Here is a 24,681-nt window from a genome sequence, read left to right on the forward strand (position 1 = left end):
AAAAGCGATCATATGGTGCATCGCGTCGTGTGAGAGAGCGGGGCCGCGGCCGATGTCCGTCGACCACGGTCCGCCGGATCCGCCGGCCGCCGATCAGGGCCCCGCCGGGCCGGTCAGCCGACGGCCGTCCCGCCGGTCCTCCCACCGACGCCGTTCCTCCCCTCGGTCCCGGCGTCCTCGCCCTCGCCGCTTTCGGTGTCCTCGCCGGACTCCTCGCCGGTGTCGCCCTCCTCGGCGTCGGACGCGCGCTCGGGGAGCTCCGCCGCCAGCGCGGCCGCGGCCCGGACCAGCGGGAGCGCGAGCAGGGCCCCGCTTCCCTCGCCCACGAGGACGCCGTGATCCAGCAGCGGGTTGAGCGCCATCCGGTCCAGGGCCTTGGCCTGTGCCGGCTCACCGCTCGCCTGGCCCGCCAGCCACCAGTCCGGCGCCCGGAAGGCCGCCCGCTGGCCCACCAGCGCACAGGCCGCCGAGACCACACCGTCCAGGATCACCGGCAGCCTGCGCACCGCGCACTGGAGCAGGAACCCGGTCGTCGCCGCCAGGTCCGCCCCGCCCACCGCGGCCAGCAGCTCCAGCTGGTCGCCGAGGACCGGCCTGGCCCGCCGCAGCGCGTCCCGGATCGCCGCGCACTTGCGCATCCACGCCAGGTCGTCGATGCCCGCTCCGCCGCGCCCGGTGACCACCGAGGCGTCCGTGCCGCACAGCGCCGCGATCAGCGTGCCCGCCGCCGTCGTACCGCCCACGCTCAGATCGCCCAGCACCACCAGGTCCGTGCCCGAGTCGGCCTCCTCGTCGGCGATCGCCATGCCGAGCCGTACCGCCCGCTCGGCCTCCTCGGCCGTCAGCGCGTCCTCGACGTCGATCCGGCCGCTGCCCCGCCGCACCCGGTGGCGGACCACGGACTCGGGCAGCAGCTCCGGATCGCAGTCCAGTCCGGCGTCCACGATCCGCACCGGTACGGAGAACTGCCGGGCCAGCACGGCGAGCGGGGTCGCGCCCTCCAGCGTGGCCCGCACCAGTTCGTGCGCGCTGCCGGCCGCACGCCCCGAGACCCCCAGCTCGGCCACCCCGTGATCACCGGCGAAGAGCACCACGCGCGGCCGCTCGATGGCCTTGACCGGAACGGACTGCTGGGCGGCCGAGAGCCACTCGCCCAGCTCGTCCAGGCGGCCGAGCGCGCTCGGCGGGACGACCAGGCGCTCCCGGCGTTCCTCGGCATCGCGCCGTACGCCGCCGTCGGGGCGTTCGATCAGGTCGGAGAAGTCGTCCAGATTCACGGGATCTGCCTCGCGGGTCGATACGTCGGTGATACGTGATGGGGCCGCGGGCCCGGCGGCGGGCCCACTGCGGAACAGTACCCGGAGCGTTTCCGGTCCCCGGCCGCCACGAGGCTCCGCGTCCGGCGCGGTGCCCGGCCGTCGTGCGACGGCCGCGTCATCGCGGGGCCGGACCCGTGTCCCCGAAGTCCCCGAACCCCAGCCGCGTGATCGCGGGCGTCAGCGCCCGCACCCCCGGCAGCAGCGACTGGAGCCGGATCAGTTCGCCCATCGCGCCCCGCCCGCGCGGCAGCCGCAGCGCCCGCACCTCGGTGATCCCCGGATGGGCGCCGCGCAGCTTGGGCCGCTCGCCGGGGTCCATCGCCCAGCGCATCGGCGGAATGGTCATCCCGCCGACCCGCCACCGCCCCGTCAGCGTGTACCCGGCCGGACGGCGGGCCATCGAGTCCAGGACGAGGACACCGCCGGGCAGCCGCTCGGCACAGGCGGCGAGGATCCCCCGCACCTCCGCCGGACGCAGATACATCAGCAGCCCCTGCGCCGTGACGACGACGCCGCGGCCCCGCGGGTCCTCGATCTCGTCGAGCCAGGCCGGATCGGTCGCCGAGCGGGCCAGGACGCGCGACCGGTCCGAGGCCGGCAGCAGCTCCCGGCGCAGTTCGGCGACCTCCGGGAGGTCCACGCTCAGCCAGTTCAGCAGACCGTTGTCGACCCGCCAGAAACCGGTCTCCAGGCCGTCCCCGAGCGCGACCACGGTGGCGCGGGGCCGTTCGGCGAGGTACGCCTGCACGGCCAGGTCGAAGCAGCGCGAACGCAGCCCCTGGAGCTGCGAGTAGAACGCGTTCGGGCGGCCGAACCGCTCCTCGAAGGGGTAGTCCAGCGCCTCCATCAGCCGGAGCGCCATCGGATCGTCCAGCACCGGATAGCGCCGTCCCGCCTCGTACGCCCGGTTGTAGAGGGTCCACAGCAGGGTCTCGGGGACCCCGCTCAGCATCGGTCGTATCCGCGCCATGACCGCTCCTCCTCGTCCTGGTCGTTCTCCTCGTCCCCTCCTCGCGTACGTCCGTCGTCGCTGCGCTCCGGCCGCTGTCGCCGTCGCCGTCAGCCGCGCAGCGTCAGCGCCTGACCGGCCACGACCAGCAGCACCTGTTCGCACTCGTCGGCGAACGCCGCGTTCAACCGGCCCAGTTCGTCACGGAACCGCCGCCCGGCAGCCGTCGCGGGCACCACGCCCGAGCCGGTCTCGTTGGTCACGGCGACGACCGTGCGGCGCGTCCCGCGCACCGCGGCGACCAGTTCGGCGGTCCGCTCGCGCAGCGCGCTGCGCCCGCCGCCCGCCCACGCCGTGTCGTCCCAGGCGTCCACCCGGTCCATCGCGTCCGTCAGCCACAGCGACAGACAGTCGATCAGCAGCGGGGGACCGTCCGACTCCAGCAGTTCCACCAGCTCACAGGTCTCCTCGGTGCGCCAGGCGGCGGGCCTGCGCTCCCGGTGCAGCCCGATCCGGACCGCCCACTCCGCGTCCCCCTCCCGGGTCCCCCCGGTCGCCACGTACACCACCTCGGGGTACGTCTCCAGGCGCCGCTCGGCCTCCACCGACTTCCCGGACCTGGCACCACCCGTCACCAGGGTGCGCCGGGGCGTCCGGGGCGGCGTCCGGTACTCGCCCACCACCAGCGTCGTCCCGTCCGGCACGGCCCGTGCCCCGGCGGTCGCGAGCCGCCGGTCCAGCTCGGCGCCGGGCGGTGCGTCGTGGTCCACGTGGACGGCGATGATCTCGGTGTGCGGGCCGATCGCCTCGACGGCCCGCAGCCGCGCCACCGCGTCCGGCCGCCCGACCACGTCCCCGACCACGGCGTCGTACGGCTGCGCCACCCGGTCCGTGAGGCCGGACGGAGCCGCGCCGGGCGGCAGGTAGAGCAGCCGGACACCCTCCGGCCCGGTCACCTCGTAACCCGTCCCCGGGGCGTCCATCGCCACCGCCCGCACCCGGTGTCCGCTGATCAGCGTCAGCTCCCGTCCGTCCGGCACCCGACCCGCGGGAGGCAGCCCGGCGGGCAGCTCCACGGCGGGCCCGTCGTGCGGATGGGTGAGCAGCACCTGCCGTACCCCGGTGAGCGAGTGGCCCGCGCGGGCGGCGGCGAACACGGCGCCGGGTGTGAGGTCGAGCAGCAGCGCGTCGTCGACCAGCAGCGCGGTCGCCGCCCGCGAACGCGTTCCACGGGCGGTCGCGCAGGCGGCACAGGGGCATTCGGGCCTCGGCAGCCCGTCGGGGGCGCCGGTGCCGAGCAGAGTCAGTTCCACGTTCCGATCCTCCCGCGTCCGCGCGGCCGATGCGCGGCCTGGGCTTTCACCGGGCAGACGCACGCCCCGCCCCGTGCCGGACGCGGACCCTCGCGGCGCGCCCACCCCCGCCCGGGCCGCTGCCGCGAGGGTGCGTGCCGGGCCGTGCGACGGGGCAGACTTCGCCGGGAGGCGGACCAGGGCCTGTCTCCGAACTGCCGCCGTCCGGCCGGAGGCCGGGCCGTGAGGCGTCCGGTGCGTGCGAGCGCGAGACGGAGGATCGTTCTCGTACCGGACGTATGAGGACGACCCCGGCGAGGCCGTGAGCGTGCGTGGCGGGCGGCGGTTCGACGACAGGGCCTAGGCTGCGGGCAGCAGAGCGATCCAGGAGGCGGGCATGGCGTGGACATGGCGGTTCGAGAAGTCCGACGGCACGGAGACGGAGCCGGCCCTGCGGCCGGAGGAATTCACCACGCAGGGCGACGCGGAGTCCTGGATCGGTGAGAACTGGAAGGAGCTCCTCGACGGCGGGACGGAGCAGGTGAGGCTCTTCGAGGACACCACCGAGGTCTACGGACCCATGAGCCTCAACGCCGACCGGGCGGAACAGGTCTGACCGCCTTCCCCGGGCGGCCCTGCCCCGGCACGCGACGACGGGCGCGGCCGACCGAAGCACAGCCCGGTCGAAGTGCGTCCGGTCCGAGGTGCAGCCGGTCGCGCGGCCCGTACCGGGAGATCGCACGCCATCGGGAGATCGTCCGCCGGTCCGGCCCGGCACGCCGCGACCGTACGGCCCGCTCGGGGCTCGTACGGTCGCCGCGTCGCCGGGCCCTTGCCTCGTGGCGGGGCCCGCCCGGCGCCGACGGCAGTTCGACGGCACGGACCAGTGCCGGGAGCGGCGCTAGTGCTGTGACCGGGAAGGTTCACCGGCAAACCGTCCCGGTCACAGCACTAGTGCCGTGACCGGCAACGTTTGCCCCGTCGCACCGTCCGGCACGCACGCTCGCGGCGTTGGCCGAAAGCCCACGTAGCCCGCTACGAGGGCTTTCGGCCGCCTTGCGATCGCACGCACCGGACGACGCTCCTTCCGGGCAAACCTTGCCGGTCACAGCACTAGATCTCGCCCAGCATGACCCGGGCCGTCGCCTCCCGCCCGTTGCGGCGGTACGTCACCGTGACCTTCTGGCCGGGCTTGTCCGAGGCCAGCGCCTCCGACAGGGAGGTGATCGTCGTGATCGGTGTGTCGTTGATCCTGGTGATGACGTCGCCGGCCCGGAGCCCCGCCTTCTCCGCGGCTCCGCCCCTCGTCACCTCCACCAGTGCCACCCCGGCCGGCTGGTAGTTCTGGTCGACGACCGTGCGCCCGGTGATGTTCAGGGCGGCCCGGCCGGAGTCGATGACCCGGCCGTACCTGATGATCTGGTCGGCGATCGTCTTCACCATCGACGCCGGAATCGCGAACCCGATCCCCGGCGCCGCGCCGCCACCCAGATCGGGGTCCGTCGCCGCCAGTGTCGGGATGCCGATCACCTCGCTGTTCAGGTTGACCAGCGCGCCCCCGCTGTTCCCCGGGTTGATCGCGGCCGAGGTCTGCACCATGTTCGCGATCGTCGCGCCGGTCCCGCCGCCCGAGCTGCCCTCGCTGACGGTCCGGCCGACCGCGGAGACGATGCCCTGGGTGACGCTCGACGACAGACCGAGCGGCGAGCCCATCGCCAGCACGATCTGCCCCACCTCGACCTTCTCCGAATCGCCGAACGTGGCGGCCCTCAGCCCCTTCGGCACGGTGTCGAGCTTGATGACGGCCAGATCCTGTTGGGGGTACGCCGCCACCAGCGAGGCACCCTGGGGCTTCTCGCCGGTGGCGACCGTGACCCGGAACCGTCGCTCCGCGCCGACCACGTGGGCGTTGGTGACGATATGGCCCTTGGAGTCGTAGACGACGCCGGAGCCCAGGCTGTTGGAAGCCTGGATCTGCACGACCGACGGCAGCACGTTCTTGATCACGGCCTCGTACTGGGCCTGGAGATCGTCGCCGGACGGCTGGGACACGGGGCCCTGCCGCGACGAGGCCGTCGTGGTGACGCCGGGCTCGGGTGAACCGTAGCCCTCGCCCGAACAGCCGCTCACCAGGGCGATCGCGCAGAGACCCGTGGTCAGGGGGAGCAGCAGTCGACGCGAGCGGTGGCGGGAGTGGAATGCGTCCATGTCCGGATCATCGCCTCGCCACCCGCCGACGGCCCGCCGGGTTCCGCCGACCGGGTGCCCCGCCAGGGACGAGCGGAGCGACCGATCCGGCCGCTCACCAGGGACGACGCACAGGACGACGACTCCGGCCGCCCATCGCCGGTCCCGGTCCCGGTCGCGCACCGCGCACAGCAGACCCGGTCGCGCACAGCGGATCCGCGGTCGCGCACCGTGCGCGGCCGTTCTCAGCCGCGCACTCCGCACAGATGCAGCAGCGCGGCCACCCGGCGGTAGGGATCCGTCCGCCCGGCCCGGTCCTCCACGGCCAGCAGCCGCTCCAGTTCGGTGGCGGCCGGCAGCTCCACGTCGTTGCTCACGTTGTCCGTGAAGACGCGCACCCCGTACCAGGCGTGCAGGGGCGCCGCGATCCCGGCGAGCGTGGCGGTCAGGGCATCCAGCCGGTCGGCGCGGACCGTGAGACCGAGCCGGTTGGTGTACGTGTCCGTCTCGAAGGCGTCCGACGCCGCGTCCCAGTCCCCGGCGTTGCCGGGGCGCATCGCGAGCGCGTCGGCGTTCCGTACGAGCAGCGAGAGCAGTCCGCCGGGGGCCAGCATCCGGGCCAGACCGGCCAGCATCGCGTCCGGCTCCCGGACGTACATCAGCACGCCGTGGCAGAGCACCACGTCGAAACTGCCGGGCAGGAAGTGCACCCCGGTCTCCAGGCCGTCGCCCTCGATGAGCCGGACCCGTTCGCGGATGCCCGCGGGCTCGCCGCCGAGCGCCTCGCGCGCCACCCGCAGCATTTCGGTGTCCGACTCCAGGCCCGTCACGGTGTGGCCGGCCCTGGCCAGGCGCAGCGCCTGGGTGCCCTGCCCCATGCCGACGTCGAGGACGCGCAGCCGTTGACCGACCGGGAAACGGGCCGCGATCTGCTCGTCGATCTGGCGGGCGACGAGCTCCTGGCGGACCGTGTTGCGCAACCCCCCGAGCCCTTTCAGCCATGTCGAGCCCGCTCCCGAGAAACCAGTGACGGGGGCGATGTCGCCCGGCGGGCCGGCGGGTGGACCGCCGACCGGTCCGGAGGTGTCCTTGCTCAGGGTCGTTCTCCGCGCTTGACCTGCGGCTTCGGCAGCCGGAGCCGGCGCATCTGGAGGGTGCGCATCAGCCCGTACGCGACCGCGCCGCGCTTGGGGGCGTTGGGGAAGCGTGCGTTCAGCTGCTTCCGCAGACGGAACGCCAGGCCGATCGAGTCGACGACGATCAGCACGATCACGAAGAGCCAGAGCAGCAGCGAGATGGTCTGGATGTTCTGCACCTGGATCACGCTGAGGATCAGAATGATCACGGCCATCGGCAGGAAGAACTCCGCGACACAGAAACGCGAGTCCACGAAGTCGCGCACGAAGCGGCGCACCGGCCCCTTGTCGCGAACCGGCAGATAGCGCTCGTCGCCGTTGGCCAGCGCCTCGCGCTGGCGCGCAAGGTCCGCACGGCGCGCCTCGCGCTGCCGCCGCACGGCCTCCTTGCGGTCCAGCGGCGCGCCGCTGGAGGCACGACGGCGCTGCGACTGGGCCTCGCTGCGCTTGGGGGTGGGGCGACCCTTGGGGGCCTGCGGGTCGCGGGGCTGCTTGGAGAGGTCCGCCGTCACCTTGCCGGTGGGCGCCTTCTCTTCCTTCGAACGGCTACGGAACACAAGGCCCAAGGGTACGGGGTCGCTCGCCGCGACCCCAGGCCGGTCGGGAACGATCCGGCAACGGACCGCGTCCTCACCGGCGTCACCGGGGGTTTTCCCGCCCGGATACGGCGGCGGTGTCCCGGATGTCGCGGCGGCCCCGGACCCGCCCTACTCCCTGGGCCGGACCGGCGACCGGGCGCAGTCGTCCTTGGGGAGGAGCACATCGGTGCTCGAACAGTGCGGTAATAGAGGTAGGGCCCGTACTGTGGGTTCTGTATGGAGTGCTGGAGCTCAGTCCGTCAGAAGGGGGCGCGCGAAGCCCATGAGCGGTGTCATGAAGCGTATGGGGATGATCTTCCGCGCGAAGGCGAACAAGGCCCTTGACCGGGCCGAGGATCCGCGCGAGACCCTCGATTACTCGTATCAGAAGCAGCTGGAGCTGCTGCAGAAGGTGCGTCGCGGTGTCGCCGACGTGGCCACCTCGCGCAAGCGGCTGGAACTGCAGCTGAACCAGCTGCAGGGGCAGTCCGCCAAGCTGGAGGACCAGGGCCGCAAGGCGCTCGCGCTCGGCCGGGAGGACCTGGCCCGCGAGGCGCTGTCCCGGCGTGCCGCGCTCCAGCAGCAGGTCACCGACCTGGAGACGCAGCATTCCACGCTGCAGGGCGAGGAGGAGAAGCTGACCCTCGCCGCCCAGCGGCTCCAGGCCAAGGTCGATGCCTTCCGCACCAAGAAGGAGACCATCAAGGCCACCTACACCGCCGCCCAGGCGCAGACCCGGATCGGCGAGGCGTTCTCCGGTATCTCGGAGGAGATGGGCGACGTCGGTCTGGCGATCCAGCGGGCCGAGGACAAGACCCAGCAGCTCCAGGCCCGGGCCGGCGCGATCGACGAACTGCTCGCGTCCGGCGCCCTGGACGACCCGACCGGCACGGCCAAGGACGACATCGCGGCCGAGCTGGACCGGATCTCCGGTGGTACGGACGTGGAACTGGAGCTCCAGCGCATGAAGGCCGAACTGGCCGGCGGTTCCGCCCCGCAGCAGGCGATCGAGGGCGGCCCGCAGGACGCGGCACAGCGGCAGGCGTCCCAGTCCCCGCACAAGTTCGACAAGAGCTGAGGCAGCGTCATGATCGTACGGATCATGGGGGAGGGCCAGGTCGCCCTGGCCGACAGTCATCTCGCCGAACTCGACGAGCTCGACGACGAACTGCTGACCGAGATGGAGAACGGCGACGGCCCGGCCTTCCGCTCCACCCTCCACGCGCTCCTGGACAAGGTGCGCGAACTCGGTACGCCGTTGCCGGACGACTCCCTGGAACCGTCCGATCTGATCCTGCCGTCGCCCGACGCGACTCTCGAAGAGGTGCGCGCGATGCTCCGTGACGAGGGTCTGATCCCCGGCTGACACGCGCGCCCCTCGCCCTCCAGCACCGGCACGACCCCGTACCCGCACGGGTACGGGGTCGTGCCGCACGCATCCGCGCCCGCACGCATCCGTGTCGCGGGCATCCGTGTCGCGGGCATCCGCGCCGTACGGGCCCGTGTCCGTACGGCGCCGCCCGTCGGCCCGCGCGTCGGCTCGTGCTCTGGGGCGCCGGTCCGCCGGGGACCCGGGGCACGGTCGTGTCCGGAACCTTCCGGCGACCGGGCCGGACCAGGCGCGACACGCCGTAACGTAGCCCGACGTGACCACCCTCGGAACCGGCGTTCCGCGCGCCCGGAACTGGCTGCGCGACCATCCTCTGGCCATGGACGCCGCGCTCGCGCTGGCCGCCCTCCTGACGATGCTCACCGTGTCGTTCGTCCATCCCGGCGTGCCCGACGGCTCGGGCATGGCCGCCCGCAGCCCGGACACCGGCGATGTGCTGCTGATGGCGATCGGTGCCGCGGCGCTGGTCTGGCGGCGGCGTCGGCCGATAGCGGTGCTGGTCGTCACCACCGTGCCGTCCGTCGTCGAACTGGTGGTCTCCGATCCGCCCTCGCCCGTGGTGATGACCAACGCCATCGCGCTGTACACCGTCGCCGCGCGCACCGACCGGCCCACCACCTGGCGGGTCGGTGCGCTCATGGCGGTCGCGCTGACCGTCACGGCCATGTGCTTCGGTGCCGGCCCCTGGTACGGGCAGGAGAACTTCGGGGTCTTCGCCTGGATCGGCATGGCCTGCACGGCGGGGGACGCCGTCCGCTCCCGGCGTGCCTTCGTCGACGCGATCAGGGAGCGCGCCGAACGTGCCGAGCGGACCCGGGACGAGGAGGCCCGGCGCCGGGTCGCGGAGGAGCGGCTGAGGATCGCCCGCGATCTGCACGACGTGGTCGCCCACCACATCGCGCTCGTCAACGTGCAGGCGGGGGTGGCCGCCCATGTCATGGACCGGCGCCCCGACCAGGCCAAGGAGGCGCTGGCCCACGTCCGGGAGGCCAGCCGGTCCGCGCTCGACGAACTCCGGGCCACCGTCGGCCTGTTGCGGCAGTCCGGCGACCCGGCCGCGCCGACCGAACCGGCCCCCGGGCTCGCGGTCCTCGAAGAACTGGTGGACACCGTGCGGCGGGCCGGCCTCGCGGTGGAGGTGGCCTGTGCGGACGGGCGGCCCACGCTGCCCGCGGCCGTCGACCTGGCCGCGTACCGGGTGATCCAGGAGGCCCTGACCAACGTCCGCAAGCACGCGGGGCCGGGCGCGAAGGCCGAGGTCAGCGTCGTGCGCGTCGGAGCCGTCGTGGAGATCACCGTGATCGACAACGGACCGGGCGGCGGTCACGAGGCGCGCGGCGGTGGACCCGAATCGGGCGGTGGACCCGACTCGCGTGGCGATGGACACGACTCGCGTGGGGGTGGCGGCGGTCATGGCCTGCTCGGCATGCGGGAACGCGTCACCGCGCTCAACGGCACCCTCACCGCCGGGCCCCGCTACGGCGGCGGATTCCGCGTCCATGCGATCCTGCCCGTCGAGGCGCGTACGGCGGAGCCGGACGAACGGGACGCGCCGGGCACGGCGGGTGCGGCGGGCGCCGCGGGCCGGACCGGCCGGACGGGGGAGGACGAGAACGCATGACACCGCCCATCAGGGTGCTGCTCGTGGACGACCAGGCATTGCTGCGCAGCGCGTTCCGGGTGCTGGTCGACTCGGAGACCGACATGGTGGTGGTCGGGGAGGCGGCGGACGGCGCCCAGGCCGTGGAACTCGCCCGCTCGACCCGCGCCGACGTGGTGCTGATGGACATCCGGATGCCCGGCACGGACGGCCTCGCCGCGACCCGCATGATCAGCGCCGACCCGGAACTGACGGGTGTGCGGGTCGTCATGCTGACCACCTTCGAGGTGGACGAGTACGTGGTGCAGTCGCTGCGGGCCGGGGCGTCCGGTTTCCTCGGGAAGGGCGCGGAGCCGGACGAACTCCTCGCCGCCATCCGTATCGCGGCCGCGGGCGAGGCTCTCCTCTCACCGGCCGCGACCAAGGGCCTGATCGCCACCTTCCTCGCGCAGGGCGGCGGTTCGGGCGGCGGCCAGGGGGCGGGCGCCACCGAGTACTCCGAGCGGCTCTCCGCGCTCACCGGCCGGGAACGCGAGGTCCTCGTCCTCGTCGCGGGCGGGCATTCCAACGACGAGATCGCCGAACGGCTCGCCGTCAGCCCACTCACCGTCAAGACCCATGTGAACCGGGCGATGGCGAAGCTCGGCGCGCGGGACCGGGCGCAGCTGGTGGTCATCGCCTACGAATCGGGACTGGTGCGGCCCCGCGCGGAATGAGGACGCAGCCCGGATGGAGCGGGCGGTCGCGGGGGCGGGTGCTCCCAGGGGTGGAGAGGCAGGCCGCCCGGGGTGCAGCGAGAGGTGGAGAAAGGACGTACTCCAGCTGCGGTATGCGGAGCATAAGAAAGCGACCCAGGGGCCGAGGCTTCCGGGTCCGGTCATGAGGGATCGTGTACGTGGGCCGGGTCCGTTCCCCAGCCACCCGCCGCCCACCTGCCGCGCAAGCCACAGAAGAGAGACCACCACCCATGTCCTGGCTGTCCAGATTCAGCCTCGCGCAACGAGCCCTGATCGGACTGATATCGATCGTCGCCCTCGTCTTCGGCGCGATCGCGATACCGCAGCTCAAGCAGCAGCTGCTGCCCACCATCGACCTTCCGATGGTGTCGGTGCTCGCCCCCTACCAGGGCGCGTCGCCCGACGTGGTCGAGAAGCAGGTCGTCGAGCCGCTGGAGAACTCCATCAAGGCGGTCGACGGCGTCACCGGCATCACCTCGACCGCGAGCGAGGGCAACGCCGTCGTCATGGCGTCCTTCGACTTCGGCAGCGAGGGCACCAAGCAGCTCGTCGCCGACATCCAGCAGGCGGTGAACCGCGCCCGGGCCCAGCTGCCCGACACCGTGGACCCGCAGGTCGTGGCCGGTTCGACGGACGACATGCCGACCGTCGTCCTCGCCGTCACCTCCGACAAGGACCAGCAGGCGCTCGCCGACCAGCTCGACCGCACGGTCGTTCCCGCGCTGGAGGACATCGAGGGCGTCGGCCAGGTCTCCGTGAGCGGTGTGCGGGACATCCAGGTCTCCATCACCCCCGACGACCAGAAGCTCGCGGCGTCCGGTCTGAACGCCATGACGCTCTCCCAGGCGCTCAAGGCGGGCGGGGCGACGATCCCGGCCGGTTCCTTCTCCGAGTCGGGCAAGAGCCGCACCGTCCAGGTGGGCGGGCAGTTCACGTCGCTGAAGCAGATCGAGGACCTGAAGGTCACCGCGACCGACCCGGCCACGGGCAAGTCCGGCAAGGCCGTCCGGGTCGGTGACGTCGCCACCGTGAAGCAGGAGCCGGCCACCGCGGTCTCCCTCACCCGCACCAACGGCAAGCCGAGCCTCGCCGTGATGGCCACGATGGACAAGGACGGCAGCGCCGTCGCCATCTCCGACGCGGTCAAGGACAAGCTTCCCGACCTGCGGGGGGACCTCGGTTCCGGTGCCGAGCTGACCATCGTCTCCGACCAGGGCCCCGCCGTCTCCAAGGCCATATCCGGCCTCACCACCGAGGGTGCGCTCGGCCTGGTCTTCGCCGTCGTGGTGATCCTGTTCTTCCTCGCCTCGCTGCGCTCCACGCTGGTCACGGCGGTCTCCATCCCGCTGTCCGTGGTCCTCGCGCTGCTCGTGCTCTGGACCCGCGACCTGTCGCTCAACATGCTCACCCTCGGCGCGCTGACCATCGCGATCGGCCGCGTCGTCGACGACTCGATCGTGGTACTGGAGAACATCAAGCGCCACCTCGGCTACGGCGAGGAACGCCGGACGGCGATCATCACCGCCGTCAAGGAAGTGGCGGGCGCGGTCACCTCCTCGACCCTCACCACGGTCGCCGTGTTCCTGCCGATCGGTCTCGTCGGCGGCATGGTCGGCGAACTCTTCGGCTCGTTCTCGCTGACCGTCACCGCGGCCCTGCTGGCGTCCCTGCTGGTCTCGCTGACCGTCGTCCCCGTCCTGTCGTACTGGTTCCTGCGCGCCCCCAAGGGCACCTCCCAGGACCCGGACGAGGCCCGCCGCCAGGCCGAGGAGCAGGAAGCCCGCAGTCGGCTCCAGCGGCTGTACGTCCCGGTCCTGCAGTTCGCCACCCGGCGCCGGATCACCAGCATCGTCATCGCGTTCGCGGTGCTGTTCGGCACCTTCGGCATGGCGCCGCTGCTCAAGACCAACTTCTTCGACCCGGGCGAGCAGGAGGTCCTGTCCGTCACGCAGAAGCTGGCGCCCGGCACCAGCCTGGCGGCCACGGACGCGGCGGCCAGGAAGGTCGAGAAGGTCCTCCAGGACGAGAAGGGTGTCAAGGACTACCAGGTCACCGTCGGTTCCTCCGGCTTCATGGCGGCCTTCGGCGGCGGCACGGGCGCCAACCAGGCGTCCTACCAGATCACCCTGAAGGACGCGGGCGACGCCGAGGCCGTACGCAAGCGCCTGGAGACCGAGTTCGGCAAGCTCGACGGCATCGGCGACACCACCATGTCGGCGGGCAACGGCTTCGGCAGCCAGGATCTGGCCGTGGTGGTCAAGGCCGCCGACGCGGACGTCCTGAAGAAGGCGGCCGAGCAGGTACGGGCCGAGGTCGCCGAGCTGAAGGACGTCACCGACGTCCAGAGCGACCTCGCGCAGAGCGTCCCCAGGATCTCCGTCAAGGCCAACGCCGAGGCGGCGGATGCCGGCTTCGACCAGACCTCGCTGGGCGCGGTCGTCGCCGGAGCGGTGAGCGGCACCCCGGCCGGCAAGGCCATCATGGGCGACACCGAGCGCGACGTCGTCGTCACCTCCGCCCACCCGGCCACCACGATGGCCGAGCTGAAGAAGCTCCCCCTCGGCCCGGTCACGCTCGGCCAGATCGCGGACGTCGAACTGGTCCCAGGACCGGTCTCGAAGACCCGTATCGACGGCCAGCGCGCGGCGACCATCACGGCCCGCCCGGTCGGTGACAACACCGGCGCGATCGGCACCGAGCTCCAGAACAAGATCAACGCCCTGAAGCTCCCGGACGGCGCCACGGCCACCATCGGTGGTCTCTCCGAGGACCAGAGCGACGCGTTCCTGAAGCTCGGCCTCGCCATGCTGGCCGCGATCGCGATCGTGTTCATGCTGCTCGTGGCGACCTTCCGGTCCCTCGTCCAGCCGCTGATCCTCCTGGTCTCCATCCCGTTCGCGGCCACCGGCGCGCTCGGCCTGCTCGTCCTCACCGGCACCCCGATGGGCGTCCCGGCGATGATCGGCATGCTGATGCTCATCGGCATCGTGGTCACCAACGCGATCGTCCTGATCGACCTGATCAACCAGTACCGCGCCCAGGGCCTGGGCATCGTCGAGGCGATCGTCGAGGGCGGACGCCACCGCCTCCGCCCGATCCTGATGACGGCGCTCGCGACGATCTTCGCCCTGCTCCCGATGGCGCTCGGCGTCACCGGCGAGGGCGGCTTCATCTCGCAGCCGCTCGCGGTGGTGGTGATCGGCGGTCTGATCACCTCGACCCTGCTGACGCTGCTCCTGGTTCCGACGCTCTACGCGATGGTCGAACTCCGCAAGGAGCGCCGCGCGAAGAAGAAGGCGGACAAGCGCGCCGGGAAGACGGGCACCCCGCTCCCGTCCGAGGAGACGCGCACGGCGGAGCCGTCGGGCGTGTAGCCGATCTGCTGAAGACGGCGACGGCCTGTCCCACGTTCACTCGTGGGACAGGCCGTTCCGTTGTGCCTGCTGTTTCCCGCCGTTACTTGAGGGAGTTGACGAAGTCGTTCCAGGCGGGGGCGGAGATGAGGAGCGCGGGGCCGGCCGGCTGCTTGCTGTCGCGCACGGGGATGGCGCCGGGGATGTTGTCGGCGATTTCGACGCAGCTCCCCCCGTTGGTGTTGCTGTGGCTGCTCTTGCGCCAGCGGGCGTTGCTCAGCTCGGGGGTGTGTCGCATGGCTTGTAGTCCTCCATAGCCTTTCTGATCAGCTCTGCTGACTCGGCCAGGGAGAGCGCGTTGGCGCGCAGCACCTCGTACTGTCGACGCCGTTTCAGCACGGTCTCCCGGTCCTCGTGGAGGTAGCCGGTCGAGATGCTTTCTTCGTAGGCCACTGTGGTGTCGTCGGGGAGCGTCAGGAGATTGAGGGTGCCGCCCATGAGTGCGTGTGGCCCTGCGCTGAACGGCAGCACCTGAACTTTACAGTTCGGAGTATCCACATGTTCCAAGAGCGAGACCAGCTGTTTGAGCATGCCCTCTGGGGTACCAACCGGCCGCCTGAGTACGGCCTCATCGAGGATGGCCCAGCGCAGGGGAGCGGCATCGGCCGGCCAATCGCGCCGTGACATCCGTGCGTTGACCAGTTGCTCTACCTGCTCAGCGTTCAGGTCTTCTTGGCAGCGCAGCAACTCGTATGCGTACTCCCTTGTCTGCAACAGCCCAGGAACGACCTGCGGCTCATACACCTCTATGACCTCCGCCTTGGCCTCGAAGTCCATGTACCGGCGGTACTGGTCCGGGTGGATCTCCTTCTTCGCCAGCTCGTACAGCCCGTGGAAGTGCTTGTCCGTCCCGAACGCCGCGTCGAGCCGGGCTGGGATGTCCGGCGGCGGCATCAGGTCGGCCGTCTCGATCCGGGCCAGCGTGCTCTTGCTGGAGTTCACGACGCCCGCGAGCTGCACGAGCGACAGGCCCGCCCGCTCGCGGTGGCGGCGCTGTTCGGAGCCGAAGTAGTGGCGGGCGGACAGATAAGGGGTGAGCGGCTGGGGCTTGAACGTCACGGTGCGTGCCTTTCGTGTGTCCCGTTCCCAAGGCCGGGACAGCGGCGCCCTGTTGGGGCGAGGTTCCCCAGGGCGACGATTGCGGCACACACCGTAACCGTCCTCTCGTGCGGCGCACCAGAGGGCCTGCTCCGGAGGTAGCGACCGACATGATGTCCGACGGACAGGGCCGGGCCCTGCGACTGCTCCCGTGGACCAACGAGCGCGGCGGCCCGTGCTGGCTGAGTACGGCGAACCCGGACAGCCGCATCTCCCGGATGGCCGACGAACTGGAGGCCGACATGATCGCCTCGGCCGAGTACGTACTGGAGCAGGCCCGGGCGCTGTTGGCGGAGACCGTGGTGGGGGAGCGGGAGCTACGGTTCGCGGGCACCCGGCTCGCCGAGTCGCTGGGGGACACCCTGCGGATCGCGGAGAGCCGGGGCGGGCGGTTGGAGAGCGGCGAGAACGCCGGCTGACAGCGGGGCGGCGGGCGTCAGGCGGTCCCGCTTCCGCTGAGGGCCTGGACGATCCGGAGCCACGTCTCGCCGTGTGGATGGGCGTGCCGGACGCTGAGGGCGACGATCTCCTTCAGCAGCCGGGCACGGGTCTCCTCGGGTGCGCGGGGGAGGAGCGTGGCCAACTCGTCCGGTTCGACGCCCTCGACGGCTCCGGCGAGCACCATGCCCGCCTGGGCATGGGTGAGGGAGGACAGCCTGTCTTCGAAGACCTGCCCCTCGATGGCCGCCGCGTGCAGCAGCGCGTTGCCGTCCCCGGCCGCCAACGCCCTTTCCACGTACGCCTGGAGGGCGTCGCGGTCCTCGACGAGGCGGTACGCGGCGTCCATTCCCTCGGTGCGGGTGACATCAAGGACGGCGACGTGCGCGAGCGGGGTGTCCTCGGACGGCTGGGCCTGGAGGATGCGCGGGCGCTCCTGGAGGAAGGCCCGGGACTCCGCCCAGTCCGCGCAGTCCACCCACTCCGCCACCTGCTCCGCGAGGATCAGCGGATCGTACGCGGCGGTCACGCCGTGGGCGAGGACGGCCTCGCGGAGCGCGGCGTGCTGCTGTGCGGTGTGCGGGTCCAGGAGTGCCAGCTCTTCGAGGGCTGTGGCTGTCTCCTCGCTGCTGAGCACTTCGGCATTCCGGGACCAGACATCGCGTGACTGGGACCAGTTGGCCGCGAACATCCAGGAGCTGACGAGGTCCAGGGTCTCCGGCGACAGGGCGAGCCAGGTGGGTGCGGGGGTGAAGGTCTCTTCTTCCCACGCGGTGCGTACGGCCTCGGTGTCGCTGTGGGCGCGAAGCGCCCGCCGGGCCCGTACGGTCACGGGGCCCGCGCCGCTGCCGTCCGGCGCGGAGTCACCGGCGAGAAAGGACACGAGCCCGCGTACGCCGATCGAAGCCTGGGGATCAGGACAGTCCAGCAGGAAAACACTCCGCTCGACCCCGAGACGCCGGGCGGTTGCGGGGTGGGCGGAAGCGAACTCCGCCACGACCTCGTCGAACTGCCGGATCGCCGACGCGCGGTCGTCGGTGCGGACGAGTGCCCGTGCCAGGTTGGCGAGAGCGGAGACCAGGTCGGTCGCGAAGGCGCCGGGGTCCGCCAGCGCCAGGGTTCGGTAGGCGGCGACCGCTTCCTCTGCCGCGCGCGCCGCTCCTTTGGCGTCCCGGTTCAGCCCCAGGTGCTTGCTGAGGCTGCGGAGGGACCGGGCCAGATCTGGGTGGAAGACCTTGGCCTGTTTGACGACGAGTTCACGCAGGAGGCGGACGGCCTCCTGCGCCGGTGACAGTGCCCTTTCCGGGCTGCCGACGTCGGCGAGATTCTGCGCGAGTGAACTGAGCCCGGCGGCCAGGGTGGGGCGGAACGCGGCGGGGTATTGCGCTGCCAGTTCGCGATAGATGGCGACAGCCTCCTCCGCTGCCTGTAGCCCCGCTGCAGGATCTCCGGTGCTGTTGAAGTGGTTGGCAAGGTTGTTGAGGGTGGTAGCCAGGTCAGGGCGGAAGACACCCGGCTGTTGTGCGGCGAGCTCGCGATGGATGACAAGGGCCTCCTGCGCCGCATCGAGCGCCCCTGAGACGTTGCCGACGTACGCGCGATGAGTGCCGAGGGTGTTGAGTGCGGTAGCGAGCTGGGAGCGAAACGGGCTCGGATCCTGAGAGACGAGCTGTCGATAGACGCCGACCGCTTCCTCGATGTGGGGCAGAGAAGCAACGGGATCTCCGGCAGCGGCGAGGCAGGAGGCGAGGTTGTTGAGCATCCCGGCCAGGCCCGGGAGGGACGCTGTCGGCCGGTCCGCGGCTAGTCTGCGCTGGATGCGCACTGCCTCCCGCGCAAACGGCACGGCGGTAGCTCGGTCTCCGGCGGCGGCCGTCCGGTTGGCCAAGGTATCCAAGGACAGGGCGAGGGCCGGACTGAAGGCCTCAGGATGCGTCACAGCGAGTTTGGCGTACAGGCGGGCGCACTCCTGCGCCGGGGCGAGGGCACCCTCGTGGTCTCCGGCTTCGGCGAGCCGGTCCGACAGGTTGCCAAGGGCGTCGGCCAGGTCAGGCCGGAAGGCAACTGGGTGACGCGCGCCGAGCTCCCGGTAGATGTGTACCGCCTCCTGTGCGGAATCAAGGGCCCTTCCGTGATCTCCGACGTAGGCGCATTCCACGGACAGATTGTGCAAGGAGACAGCCAGGCCCGGCAGGAGAGCCGTGGGGTGGTGCGCGGCCGCACTTCGCCGGATACGGACCGCTTCCTCGATGTGGGGCAGCGCGTCCGTGTGTGCACCGAGGAGGCTGAAACTTCTGGACAGGTTGAGCAGGGCGGAGGCCAGGCCGCTCAGGAACTCGCCAGGGTGCTGCGTGGCGAGCTCGCGGTAGATACTGACGGCTTCCTCGGCGGGCGGCACTGCGCGCCGAAGCTGCCCGCCATCACCCAGGTGTACCGCCAGACTGTTGAGGGCATCGGCAAGGCCGGGGCGGAACGCCTTCGGACTCTGCACGACGAGTTCGCGGAAGATGCCAACGGCCTCCTGGACGCACGCAAGGGCCTCGTGGTGGTCACCAATATCGGCCAGGTGACTGCCGAGGGCCACGAGGGACGATGCCAGACCCGGGAGTGACGCGACGGCGCCGGAACGGACCAAGGCTTGCTGGATCCGCACTGCCTCCCGGGCGGGGGCCACGGCCCCTTGCCTATCGCCGGTGGCGGCGCAACGGTTGGCAACCAGATGCAGAGCACCGGCCACTGCCGCTCGATGGGTGCCGGGATGCAACTGCTCCAACTGCTCCGAGAGGGATAACGCCTCCCGCGCGTGGGCCAGCGCGCCATCCGGGTTCCCTTCCGATCCGAGCCGCTGGGAGAAGAGATGCAACGCCTGGATTAGAAGCAGCGCCGCGCCCGCCCCGCCCCGCTCCACCAGCCCCCGCAGCATCCCGATTCCCGGCTCACCCGCCCGCGCCGCGTGCTGCGCCAGCCCCCGTACCACGTACGGATCGACCGCCCCCCAGCCGCCGCCCACCGCTCGCCGCTCGACGTGCGCGATGAGTGCGGCCACCGCCACCGCCCCGGCATCGGCGTGCCCCGGCCCCTCCCGGCCCGCGAGATGTGACACGAACTCGCGGTGGTACAGCCGGTATACCGCCTGTCCGTCCTCGGATTCCTCGACGATGTAGCGGCCGTAGGCGGACAGCACCCAGTCCACGTCGCTCTCGTCGTACGACACGTCACCGCCGCCCAGCGCTCCGGCCACCTCCTCCCACACGCCCCCGGCGGGCATGCCGCGCCCGACCGTCCACGCCAGCGCGGTCAGCAGATCCCGTGCGGCGGACGGCAGTTCGGTGCCGTCCACCCGTAGCCGTACCGGCCCCGTCCGCAGGTCCTCCTCGAAAGCGGCCTCGACGGAGCCCGGCAGTCCGGTCAGCCACCGGTCGTCCTCGGCGCCACGGCTCCCCGCCAGCAGTGAGCCCGCCACCAGCCGCGCGAACAGGAACCCGCCGCCCAATCCCGTGGCAAGCGAGGCGACTGCCTCGCCCGTCTCCCGCGCCCGGTCCTCCGGGACACCGGCCGCCGCGCACCGGCGGAACACGTACGCACCGATGTCCTCCTGCGTGTGCGGCTCCCGCTCCAGGTCCGCGGTGGTGACACCCGCGCCGATCAGCCGGGCCAGGGCGTCGGGCAGGGTCTCGTTCCCCCGTCCGTCCTCCTCGATACGGCTGCGCAACGCGCGCTCGCGGGAGCCGAGCAAGACCGGGACCGTCCGGCTGAGCGGGAAGACCAGTTCCTCGATCATGGCGCGGAGGTGCTCGGCGGGCACCTCGTCCAGGCCGTCCAGCACCAGCACCGGCCGCGGGGACAACTCGCGGAGCTCGCCCCGAAAGTCGTCCGCGTTGCGGGGCTCCGGAAGCCCGAGCTGCCGGGCCAGCTCCGAGGCCGCCTGGAGAGGGCTCAGGCCCCGCAGATGCACGGAGGCGAGGGAGGAGCGGTCGCGGCGGAGGCCCGGGTCCGGGTCGTCCTCGCGCAGGCCCCCGTACGCCTCGGTCGCCTTCCGCTGCACGGGATCGGTGAGCGTCGCGACCCGGCCCAGCACTGCCGACTTGCCGCAGCCCGCCGGGCCGGTCACCAGGAACAGCCCGGCCTCGTCCGCCTCCAGCCATGCGGCGATCCGGCCCAGCACCGCCTTGCGGCCCGTGAAGAACCAGCCCTCCTCGCGGTACCCGACCCCGCGAGCCGCGAGCACCAGGTGCTCCACCAGCCGGGCGGGTGCCCCGGGCACATGGCGCGGGTTCGGGAAGACCGGCCGCCCGGTGCCGAGCGTGGCGGGCACCGGTGTCTGCCCCTCGCCGCGCCATCGCTCGCCCAGCGCGGCCAGCAGGTCCGGGCCGCTGACGAGCGCGTTGTGGGTGCTCCACGCGGAGCGGTACTCAGTGGTGGCAGGGCCGGCCCTCAGTACCTCCGCCAATGCGGTGAGCAGGGGGCCGCTGCCGTCCGACGTCTCGTTGCGCCGACAACTCGCCATGATCCCGAACCATTTGGCCTGGCCAGGAGGTGTGGAGGTGGCCTCCCAACGCCGCAGAGCCCTCTCCAGGCCCCGGCCCACCGCGTCCCCCGCGTGGCAGGTGTCGATGATCACCAGGATCTGGTCGGCGCCCGAGGCCACCGCGCCATCGACCAGTGTCTCGGCCGAGACGCCCCGCTTGCTGGCGCGTGCGTCACGCATCACCTGCTCCACGTCGAGATCCAGGTCGCAGAGCGCGAGGCGCAGTTCGTCGTCGATCAGCACACCGTGCCCCGACCAGACGATGATCGCGGGCCGCGCGGCCCCCGTTTTCTGCCAGCCCTCGCTCCAGGCGGTGAGGGCTTCGTCGAAGGCCGTCCAGGACGGGTTCCCGCCGCCCGCCACGTGCGCCGCGATCCCCAGGCCCTCCAGCAGTCCGGCGATATCCTCCATCTGGGCCACTGCCCCGGTCAGCCGGGGAAAGCTCCGCCGGTCGGCATACTCCTCGCACACCACGCACAACGCCGTCGCCACCGGCTCGCGTTCGTCGTCGCCTGTCATGCCCGCCACGCCCGCCTCACTCACCATCGTCCGCCCCGCCCTCCAGCACCAGCACCAGCGCGGTCATCACGACATGGCCCGCGTTCCCCGTACTCACCCGCACCCGGTGCGGCCCCGCCGACAGCCCGGCCAGGCGTGCCACGTAATGGCCTCCGCCCAGGTTGTTCAGCGTCCGCACCGGTCCGCCCTCGGCCGCCGCGAAGACGGCCACCCGGTCGTGGCCCCGTATGTCCGGCGAGACCGCGGCCCGCAGCTCGTACACCTCGCCCTCGTCGATCGCGTCCGGGGCGTCCACCACCAGCGGGATGTCCGCAACCTCCGGGCCCCGGTGCACCGGCAGGTCCGGGGTGAGCCAGTTATAGAGGTTCTGGCGCAGCGCCGTGTTGTTCTGGAGCGAGCCGTGCTTCTCCCAGGGCGTGAGCGCGGGTCGTCCCGTCGCCCCCACATGGGCGCTGGAGAGCCTGGGCACGCGGCCGTCGCCGCCCTCGTCGGTCCCGTCGATCGTGAGCAGTCCGGCCAGCTTCTCGCCCCGGACCTCGGCGGTGGTCGGGGTCGGCTGGAGCACCCCGCTGATCGGTACGTACTCCACTCCGTACGCCGCCCCCGCCCCGGACTCCCGCAGCGCCTCGTGGAAATGGGCGGCGTCCTCGATCAGTGCCGCGTCGGTCCCGGGCAGGCCGGTCACCTCGCGGGCGTATCGCAGCGGCTCGCCCGGCGCGGTGATCAGCGCGGCGTAGTCGGGGACGAGCTGGTGGAGCGACGGAAGGCTGCGGGCGAACGAGGCGAGGCCGGTCCTGGCCGGGCCCACCCCGTTGACCAGGTGGAGGAGGGCATCCAGGGAGCCCCAGTAAGGGGTCCCGAGCGTGATCACACGGCGCGTCACCTCCGCGCCGCCGCACCGCTCCACGTACTGGCGGGCGACCAGGCCGCCCATGGAGTGGCAGATGAAGACCACCCGGGCCTCCGCCCGCTCCGGTGCCGAGGCCCGCCAGCGGCCGAGCTCCTCGTCCACCCGCTCGGCCAGCCCGTCCGCGTTGTAGCGGCAGGACAATCGCCAGTCGTAGGCGAAGTCGATCAGATTGGCGGGGGCGTCCGGTTCGTCCTCCTCGCGCCGGCGCCGGAGGGTGAAGTTGTTCTCCAGCCACTCCAGGAAGCCGTCGTAGCCGTCCACGAGCGTTCCGATGCCCAGCAGCCCGTGCAGGTCGCGCATCGGACCGAGCGGGCGCACACCGTCGCCGGGGTGCCCGTCGCCCAGGTCCGGGGGCAGCGCCAGGCCCGTGACGGACCGGCCGAACGTACGGATCCCGCGGAGGAGGGCCGGGCCCGAGAGGCCCCAGACCTCGTGCCCGTCCGCGTCCGCCAGCCGACTGCCGAGAATGCCCGGGACGACGACCACCATGTCGTGGACCCGGCTGCGAGACGTCATGTGGCGCCGTACCCCCGTGAATGTGCGCTTGCTGCCATGGATAAGGCAGCGTAGTGACGAAGGGGGCTGTTCGAGTGCCGTATGGGGGAAACCGGGCGGCTCGGGGCGTTCCATACCCGTATACGCGCGGAAGGCCCGGTCCACCGACCGTCCAACGGTGGACCGGGCCTCGTAGCCAGGCCGTGAGCAGTACCCGCTACGGCAGCGCCAGCATCCGCTCCAGCGCCAGCTTCGCGTACTTCTCCGTCTCCGGGTCGACCTGGATCCGGTTGACGAGCTTGCCGTCGGCCAGCGACTCCAGGGCCCACACCAGGTGCGGCAGGTCGATGCGGTTCATCGTCGAGCAGAAGCAGACCGTCTTGTCGAGGAAGACGATCTCCTTGCCCTCGGGGGCGAACCGGTTCGCCAGGCGGCGCACCAGGTTCAGTTCCGTGCCGATCGCCCACTTCGAGCCGGCCGGGGCCGCCTCCAGGGCCTTGATGATGTACTCCGTGGAGCCGACGTAGTCCGCCGCCGCCACGACCTCGTGCTTGCACTCAGGGTGGACCAGCACGTTGACGCCGGGTATGCGCGCGCGCACGTCGTCGACGGAGTCCAGCGAGAAGCGGCCGTGCACCGAGCAGTGCCCGCGCCACAGGATCATCTTCGCGTTCCGCAGCTCCTCGACGGTCAGGCCGCCGTTCGGCTTGTGCGGGTTGTAGACGACGCAGTCGTCGAGGGACATCCCCATGTCCCGGACCGCGGTGTTCCGGCCCAGGTGCTGGTCGGGCAGGAAGAGCACCTTGGCGGCCCCGGACTCCCGCTGCTCGAAGGCCCATTCCAGGGCCCGCTCGGCGTTGGACGAGGTGCAGATCGTGCCGCCGTGCCGCCCGGTGAACGCCTTGATGTCGGCGGAGGAGTTCATGTACGAGACCGGTACGACCTGGTCCGCGATCCCGGCCTCGGTCAGCACGTCCCAGCACTCGGCGACCTGCTCGGCGGTGGCCATGTCGGCCATCGAGCAGCCCGCGGCCAGGTCCGGCAGCACGACCTGCTGGTCGTCGGTGGTCAGGATGTCCGCGGACTCGGCCATGAAGTGCACACCGCAGAAGACGATGTACTCCGCCTCCGGGCGCGCCGCGGCGTCCCGGGCGAGCTTGAACGAGTCGCCGGTGACGTCGGCGAACTGGATGACCTCGTCGCGCTGGTAGTGGTGGCCGAGGACGAACACCTTGTCCCCGAGCCTCTCCTTGGCGGCGCGGGCACGCTCCACGAGGTCCGGGTCGGACGGGGCGGGCAGGTCGCCGGGACACTCGACACCGCGCTCGCTCCTCGGGTCGGCCTCGCGGCCGAGGAGGAGCAGCGCGAGGGGCGTCGGCTGGACGTCGAGATCCTGGACGGGGTGGGCCGTGGTCACGTCACGCACCCTTTCTTCTCTGCGGAGGAGCCTTTTCGTCGAAATGACGTTATCTATCATAACCGGTTTATGTCACTTTGACGATGGCCATAGCGTCGATGTGACGCATCCCCTGAAGGAGCCCGTGTGCGAGCATGAAGGGAACAGGCAAGCGCTCGGCCCGGAATGAATCCGCGGTCCCGACGGTTGCAACGTCGGCAAGCAGTCTCCGTACAACCCCGGGAGAGAAGCAGATGTCCGTATCGGACGAGACCACCACCGTGAGCGACGGCATCCTCCTGTCCGACGCCGCCGCCGCGAAGGTCAAGAGCCTGCTGGAGCAGGAAGGCCGCGACGACCTGGCGCTGCGCGTCGCCGTCCAGCCCGGCGGTTGCTCGGGCCTGCGCTACCAGCTCTTCTTCGACGAGCGCTCGCTCGACGGCGACGTCGTGAAGGAGTTCGACGGCGTCAAGGTCGTCACCGACCGGATGAGCGCTCCGTACCTGGGCGGCGCCTCCATCGACTTCGTCGACACCATCGAGAAGCAGGGCTTCACGATCGACAACCCGAACGCCACGGGCTCCTGCGCCTGCGGCGACTCCTTCAACTGAGCCCCGAGGCACCCGGCCCCGAAGGCGGTTGAGCCCCGAAGGCGCCGATTCCTGAAGGCGGGGGCGGAGAAACCACACGAAGGCG

19 protein-coding genes are annotated in these 24,681 nt (G+C 71.7%); 8 read left to right on the forward strand and 11 right to left on the reverse strand.

The window, feature by feature from the left end; all coding sequences use genetic code 11:
* Positions 1 to 113: 113 nt before the first annotated feature.
* The 3 genes from cobT to AMK22_RS06235 form a co-directional block, all read right to left on the reverse strand.
* Positions 114 to 1,277 carry a nicotinate-nucleotide--dimethylbenzimidazole phosphoribosyltransferase gene (cobT, locus tag AMK22_RS06225; protein WP_073782209.1) on the reverse strand — a complete coding sequence of 388 codons (1,164 nt, stop codon included), beginning with the start codon at positions 1,275 to 1,277 and terminating at the stop codon, positions 114 to 116.
* Positions 1,278 to 1,434: 157 nt separating this feature from the next.
* Entirely contained in the window at positions 1,435 to 2,289 is an 855-nt protein-coding gene (locus AMK22_RS06230) for a class I SAM-dependent methyltransferase (RefSeq protein ID WP_073782210.1), read from the reverse strand.
* 89 nt (positions 2,290 to 2,378) lie between these two features.
* Complete coding sequence (locus AMK22_RS06235) at positions 2,379 to 3,581, reverse strand: bifunctional adenosylcobinamide kinase/adenosylcobinamide-phosphate guanylyltransferase (protein ID WP_073782211.1); 1,203 nt, start codon at positions 3,579 to 3,581, stop codon at positions 2,379 to 2,381.
* Positions 3,582 to 3,957: 376 nt separating this feature from the next.
* Here AMK22_RS06235 and AMK22_RS06240 point away from each other — a divergent pair, with 376 nt between their 5' ends.
* Complete coding sequence (locus AMK22_RS06240) at positions 3,958 to 4,176, forward strand: hypothetical protein (protein ID WP_073782212.1); 219 nt, start codon at positions 3,958 to 3,960, stop codon at positions 4,174 to 4,176.
* Between the two features lie 497 nt (positions 4,177 to 4,673).
* On the opposite strand, the gene AMK22_RS06245 is transcribed toward AMK22_RS06240, so the two are convergent.
* The 3 genes from AMK22_RS06245 to AMK22_RS06255 all read right to left on the reverse strand — a co-directional run bounded on the left by AMK22_RS06245 (position 4,674) and on the right by AMK22_RS06255 (position 7,440).
* Positions 4,674 to 5,768, reverse strand: coding sequence for a S1C family serine protease (locus AMK22_RS06245; protein WP_073782213.1), 1,095 nt, complete (start codon positions 5,766 to 5,768; stop codon positions 4,674 to 4,676).
* Between the two features lie 224 nt (positions 5,769 to 5,992).
* On the reverse strand, positions 5,993 to 6,727 hold the full coding sequence (locus AMK22_RS06250) for a class I SAM-dependent methyltransferase (protein WP_079185947.1): 735 nt from the start codon (positions 6,725 to 6,727) through the stop codon (positions 5,993 to 5,995).
* A gap of 113 nt (positions 6,728 to 6,840) precedes the next feature.
* Positions 6,841 to 7,440 (reverse strand): DUF3043 domain-containing protein, encoded by a 600-nt coding sequence (locus AMK22_RS06255; protein WP_073782215.1) that lies wholly within the window; start codon positions 7,438 to 7,440, stop codon positions 6,841 to 6,843.
* 316 nt (positions 7,441 to 7,756) lie between these two features.
* Here AMK22_RS06255 and AMK22_RS06260 point away from each other — a divergent pair, with 316 nt between their 5' ends.
* From AMK22_RS06260 to AMK22_RS06280, 5 genes are all read left to right on the forward strand, one after another.
* A complete protein-coding gene (locus tag AMK22_RS06260; RefSeq protein WP_073782216.1) occupies positions 7,757 to 8,539 on the forward strand; it encodes a PspA/IM30 family protein in 783 nt (260 codons plus the stop codon).
* Positions 8,540 to 8,548: 9 nt separating this feature from the next.
* Positions 8,549 to 8,827, forward strand: coding sequence for a PspA-associated protein PspAA (gene pspAA / locus AMK22_RS06265; protein ID WP_073782217.1), 279 nt, complete (start codon positions 8,549 to 8,551; stop codon positions 8,825 to 8,827).
* A 280-nt stretch (positions 8,828 to 9,107) separates the two neighbouring features.
* Positions 9,108 to 10,472, forward strand: coding sequence for a sensor histidine kinase (locus tag AMK22_RS06270; RefSeq protein WP_073782218.1), 1,365 nt, complete (start codon positions 9,108 to 9,110; stop codon positions 10,470 to 10,472).
* Positions 10,469 to 11,167, forward strand: a complete 699-nt coding sequence (locus tag AMK22_RS06275; protein ID WP_073782219.1) for a response regulator transcription factor — start codon at positions 10,469 to 10,471, stop codon at positions 11,165 to 11,167. The genes AMK22_RS06270 and AMK22_RS06275 overlap by 4 nt, the downstream gene beginning before the upstream one ends.
* Before the next feature lie 251 nt (positions 11,168 to 11,418).
* The gene (locus AMK22_RS06280) at positions 11,419 to 14,562 is read left to right on the forward strand and encodes an efflux RND transporter permease subunit (protein WP_073782220.1); all 3,144 of its coding nucleotides are present in this window, start codon (positions 11,419 to 11,421) and stop codon (positions 14,560 to 14,562) included.
* Between the two features lie 82 nt (positions 14,563 to 14,644).
* On the opposite strand, the gene AMK22_RS06285 is transcribed toward AMK22_RS06280, so the two are convergent.
* Complete coding sequence (locus tag AMK22_RS06285; protein ID WP_073782221.1) at positions 14,645 to 14,839, reverse strand: DUF397 domain-containing protein; 195 nt, start codon at positions 14,837 to 14,839, stop codon at positions 14,645 to 14,647.
* Positions 14,818 to 15,660, reverse strand: a complete 843-nt coding sequence (locus tag AMK22_RS06290; protein ID WP_073782222.1) for a helix-turn-helix domain-containing protein — start codon at positions 15,658 to 15,660, stop codon at positions 14,818 to 14,820. Before AMK22_RS06290 ends, AMK22_RS06285 begins: the two co-directional genes overlap by 22 nt.
* A 149-nt stretch (positions 15,661 to 15,809) precedes the next feature.
* Between AMK22_RS06290 and AMK22_RS06295 the strand changes: the two genes are divergently transcribed.
* Positions 15,810 to 16,118 (forward strand): hypothetical protein, encoded by a 309-nt coding sequence (locus tag AMK22_RS06295; RefSeq protein WP_079185948.1) that lies wholly within the window; start codon positions 15,810 to 15,812, stop codon positions 16,116 to 16,118.
* Positions 16,119 to 16,135: 17 nt separating this feature from the next.
* Here AMK22_RS06295 and AMK22_RS06300 read toward each other — a convergent pair whose 3' ends face one another.
* The 3 genes from AMK22_RS06300 to nadA form a co-directional block, all read right to left on the reverse strand.
* On the reverse strand, positions 16,136 to 21,184 hold the full coding sequence (locus AMK22_RS06300) for a tetratricopeptide repeat protein (protein WP_107430495.1): 5,049 nt from the start codon (positions 21,182 to 21,184) through the stop codon (positions 16,136 to 16,138).
* A 16-nt stretch (positions 21,185 to 21,200) separates the two neighbouring features.
* A complete protein-coding gene (locus tag AMK22_RS06305) occupies positions 21,201 to 22,610 on the reverse strand; it encodes a lipase/acyltransferase domain-containing protein (RefSeq protein WP_073782224.1) in 1,410 nt (469 codons plus the stop codon).
* A 196-nt stretch (positions 22,611 to 22,806) separates the two neighbouring features.
* On the reverse strand, positions 22,807 to 24,015 hold the full coding sequence (gene nadA, locus AMK22_RS06310; protein ID WP_384423381.1) for a quinolinate synthase NadA: 1,209 nt from the start codon (positions 24,013 to 24,015) through the stop codon (positions 22,807 to 22,809).
* 224 nt (positions 24,016 to 24,239) lie between these two features.
* On the opposite strand from nadA, the gene AMK22_RS06315 reads away from it, so the two are divergent.
* A complete protein-coding gene (locus tag AMK22_RS06315) occupies positions 24,240 to 24,596 on the forward strand; it encodes a HesB/IscA family protein (protein WP_073782225.1) in 357 nt (118 codons plus the stop codon).
* Positions 24,597 to 24,681 lie beyond the last annotated feature (85 nt).

It is taken from the genome of Streptomyces sp. CB01580, from assembly GCF_001905795.1.
GTDB lineage: Bacteria > Actinomycetota > Actinomycetes > Streptomycetales > Streptomycetaceae > Streptomyces.

Excerpts from the sequence above, each read along its gene's own strand:
- AMK22_RS06230 (WP_073782210.1), bottom strand. The coding sequence starts at position 2,289 with ATGGCGCGGATACGACCGATGCTGAGCGGGGTCCCCGAGACCCTGCTG.
- AMK22_RS06240 (WP_073782212.1), top strand. The coding sequence starts at position 3,958 with ATGGCGTGGACATGGCGGTTCGAGAAGTCCGACGGCACGGAGACGGAG.
- AMK22_RS06245 (WP_073782213.1), bottom strand. The coding sequence starts at position 5,768 with ATGGACGCATTCCACTCCCGCCACCGCTCGCGTCGACTGCTGCTCCCC.
- AMK22_RS06260 (WP_073782216.1), top strand. The coding sequence starts at position 7,757 with ATGAAGCGTATGGGGATGATCTTCCGCGCGAAGGCGAACAAGGCCCTT.
- pspAA (WP_073782217.1), top strand. The coding sequence starts at position 8,549 with ATGATCGTACGGATCATGGGGGAGGGCCAGGTCGCCCTGGCCGACAGT.
- AMK22_RS06275 (WP_073782219.1), top strand. The coding sequence starts at position 10,469 with ATGACACCGCCCATCAGGGTGCTGCTCGTGGACGACCAGGCATTGCTG.
- AMK22_RS06280 (WP_073782220.1), top strand. The coding sequence starts at position 11,419 with ATGTCCTGGCTGTCCAGATTCAGCCTCGCGCAACGAGCCCTGATCGGA.
- AMK22_RS06285 (WP_073782221.1), bottom strand. The coding sequence starts at position 14,839 with ATGCGACACACCCCCGAGCTGAGCAACGCCCGCTGGCGCAAGAGCAGC.
- AMK22_RS06295 (WP_079185948.1), top strand. The coding sequence starts at position 15,810 with ATGATGTCCGACGGACAGGGCCGGGCCCTGCGACTGCTCCCGTGGACC.
- AMK22_RS06300 (WP_107430495.1), bottom strand. The coding sequence starts at position 21,184 with ATGACAGGCGACGACGAACGCGAGCCGGTGGCGACGGCGTTGTGCGTG.
- AMK22_RS06305 (WP_073782224.1), bottom strand. The coding sequence starts at position 22,610 with ATGACGTCTCGCAGCCGGGTCCACGACATGGTGGTCGTCGTCCCGGGC.
- AMK22_RS06315 (WP_073782225.1), top strand. The coding sequence starts at position 24,240 with ATGTCCGTATCGGACGAGACCACCACCGTGAGCGACGGCATCCTCCTG.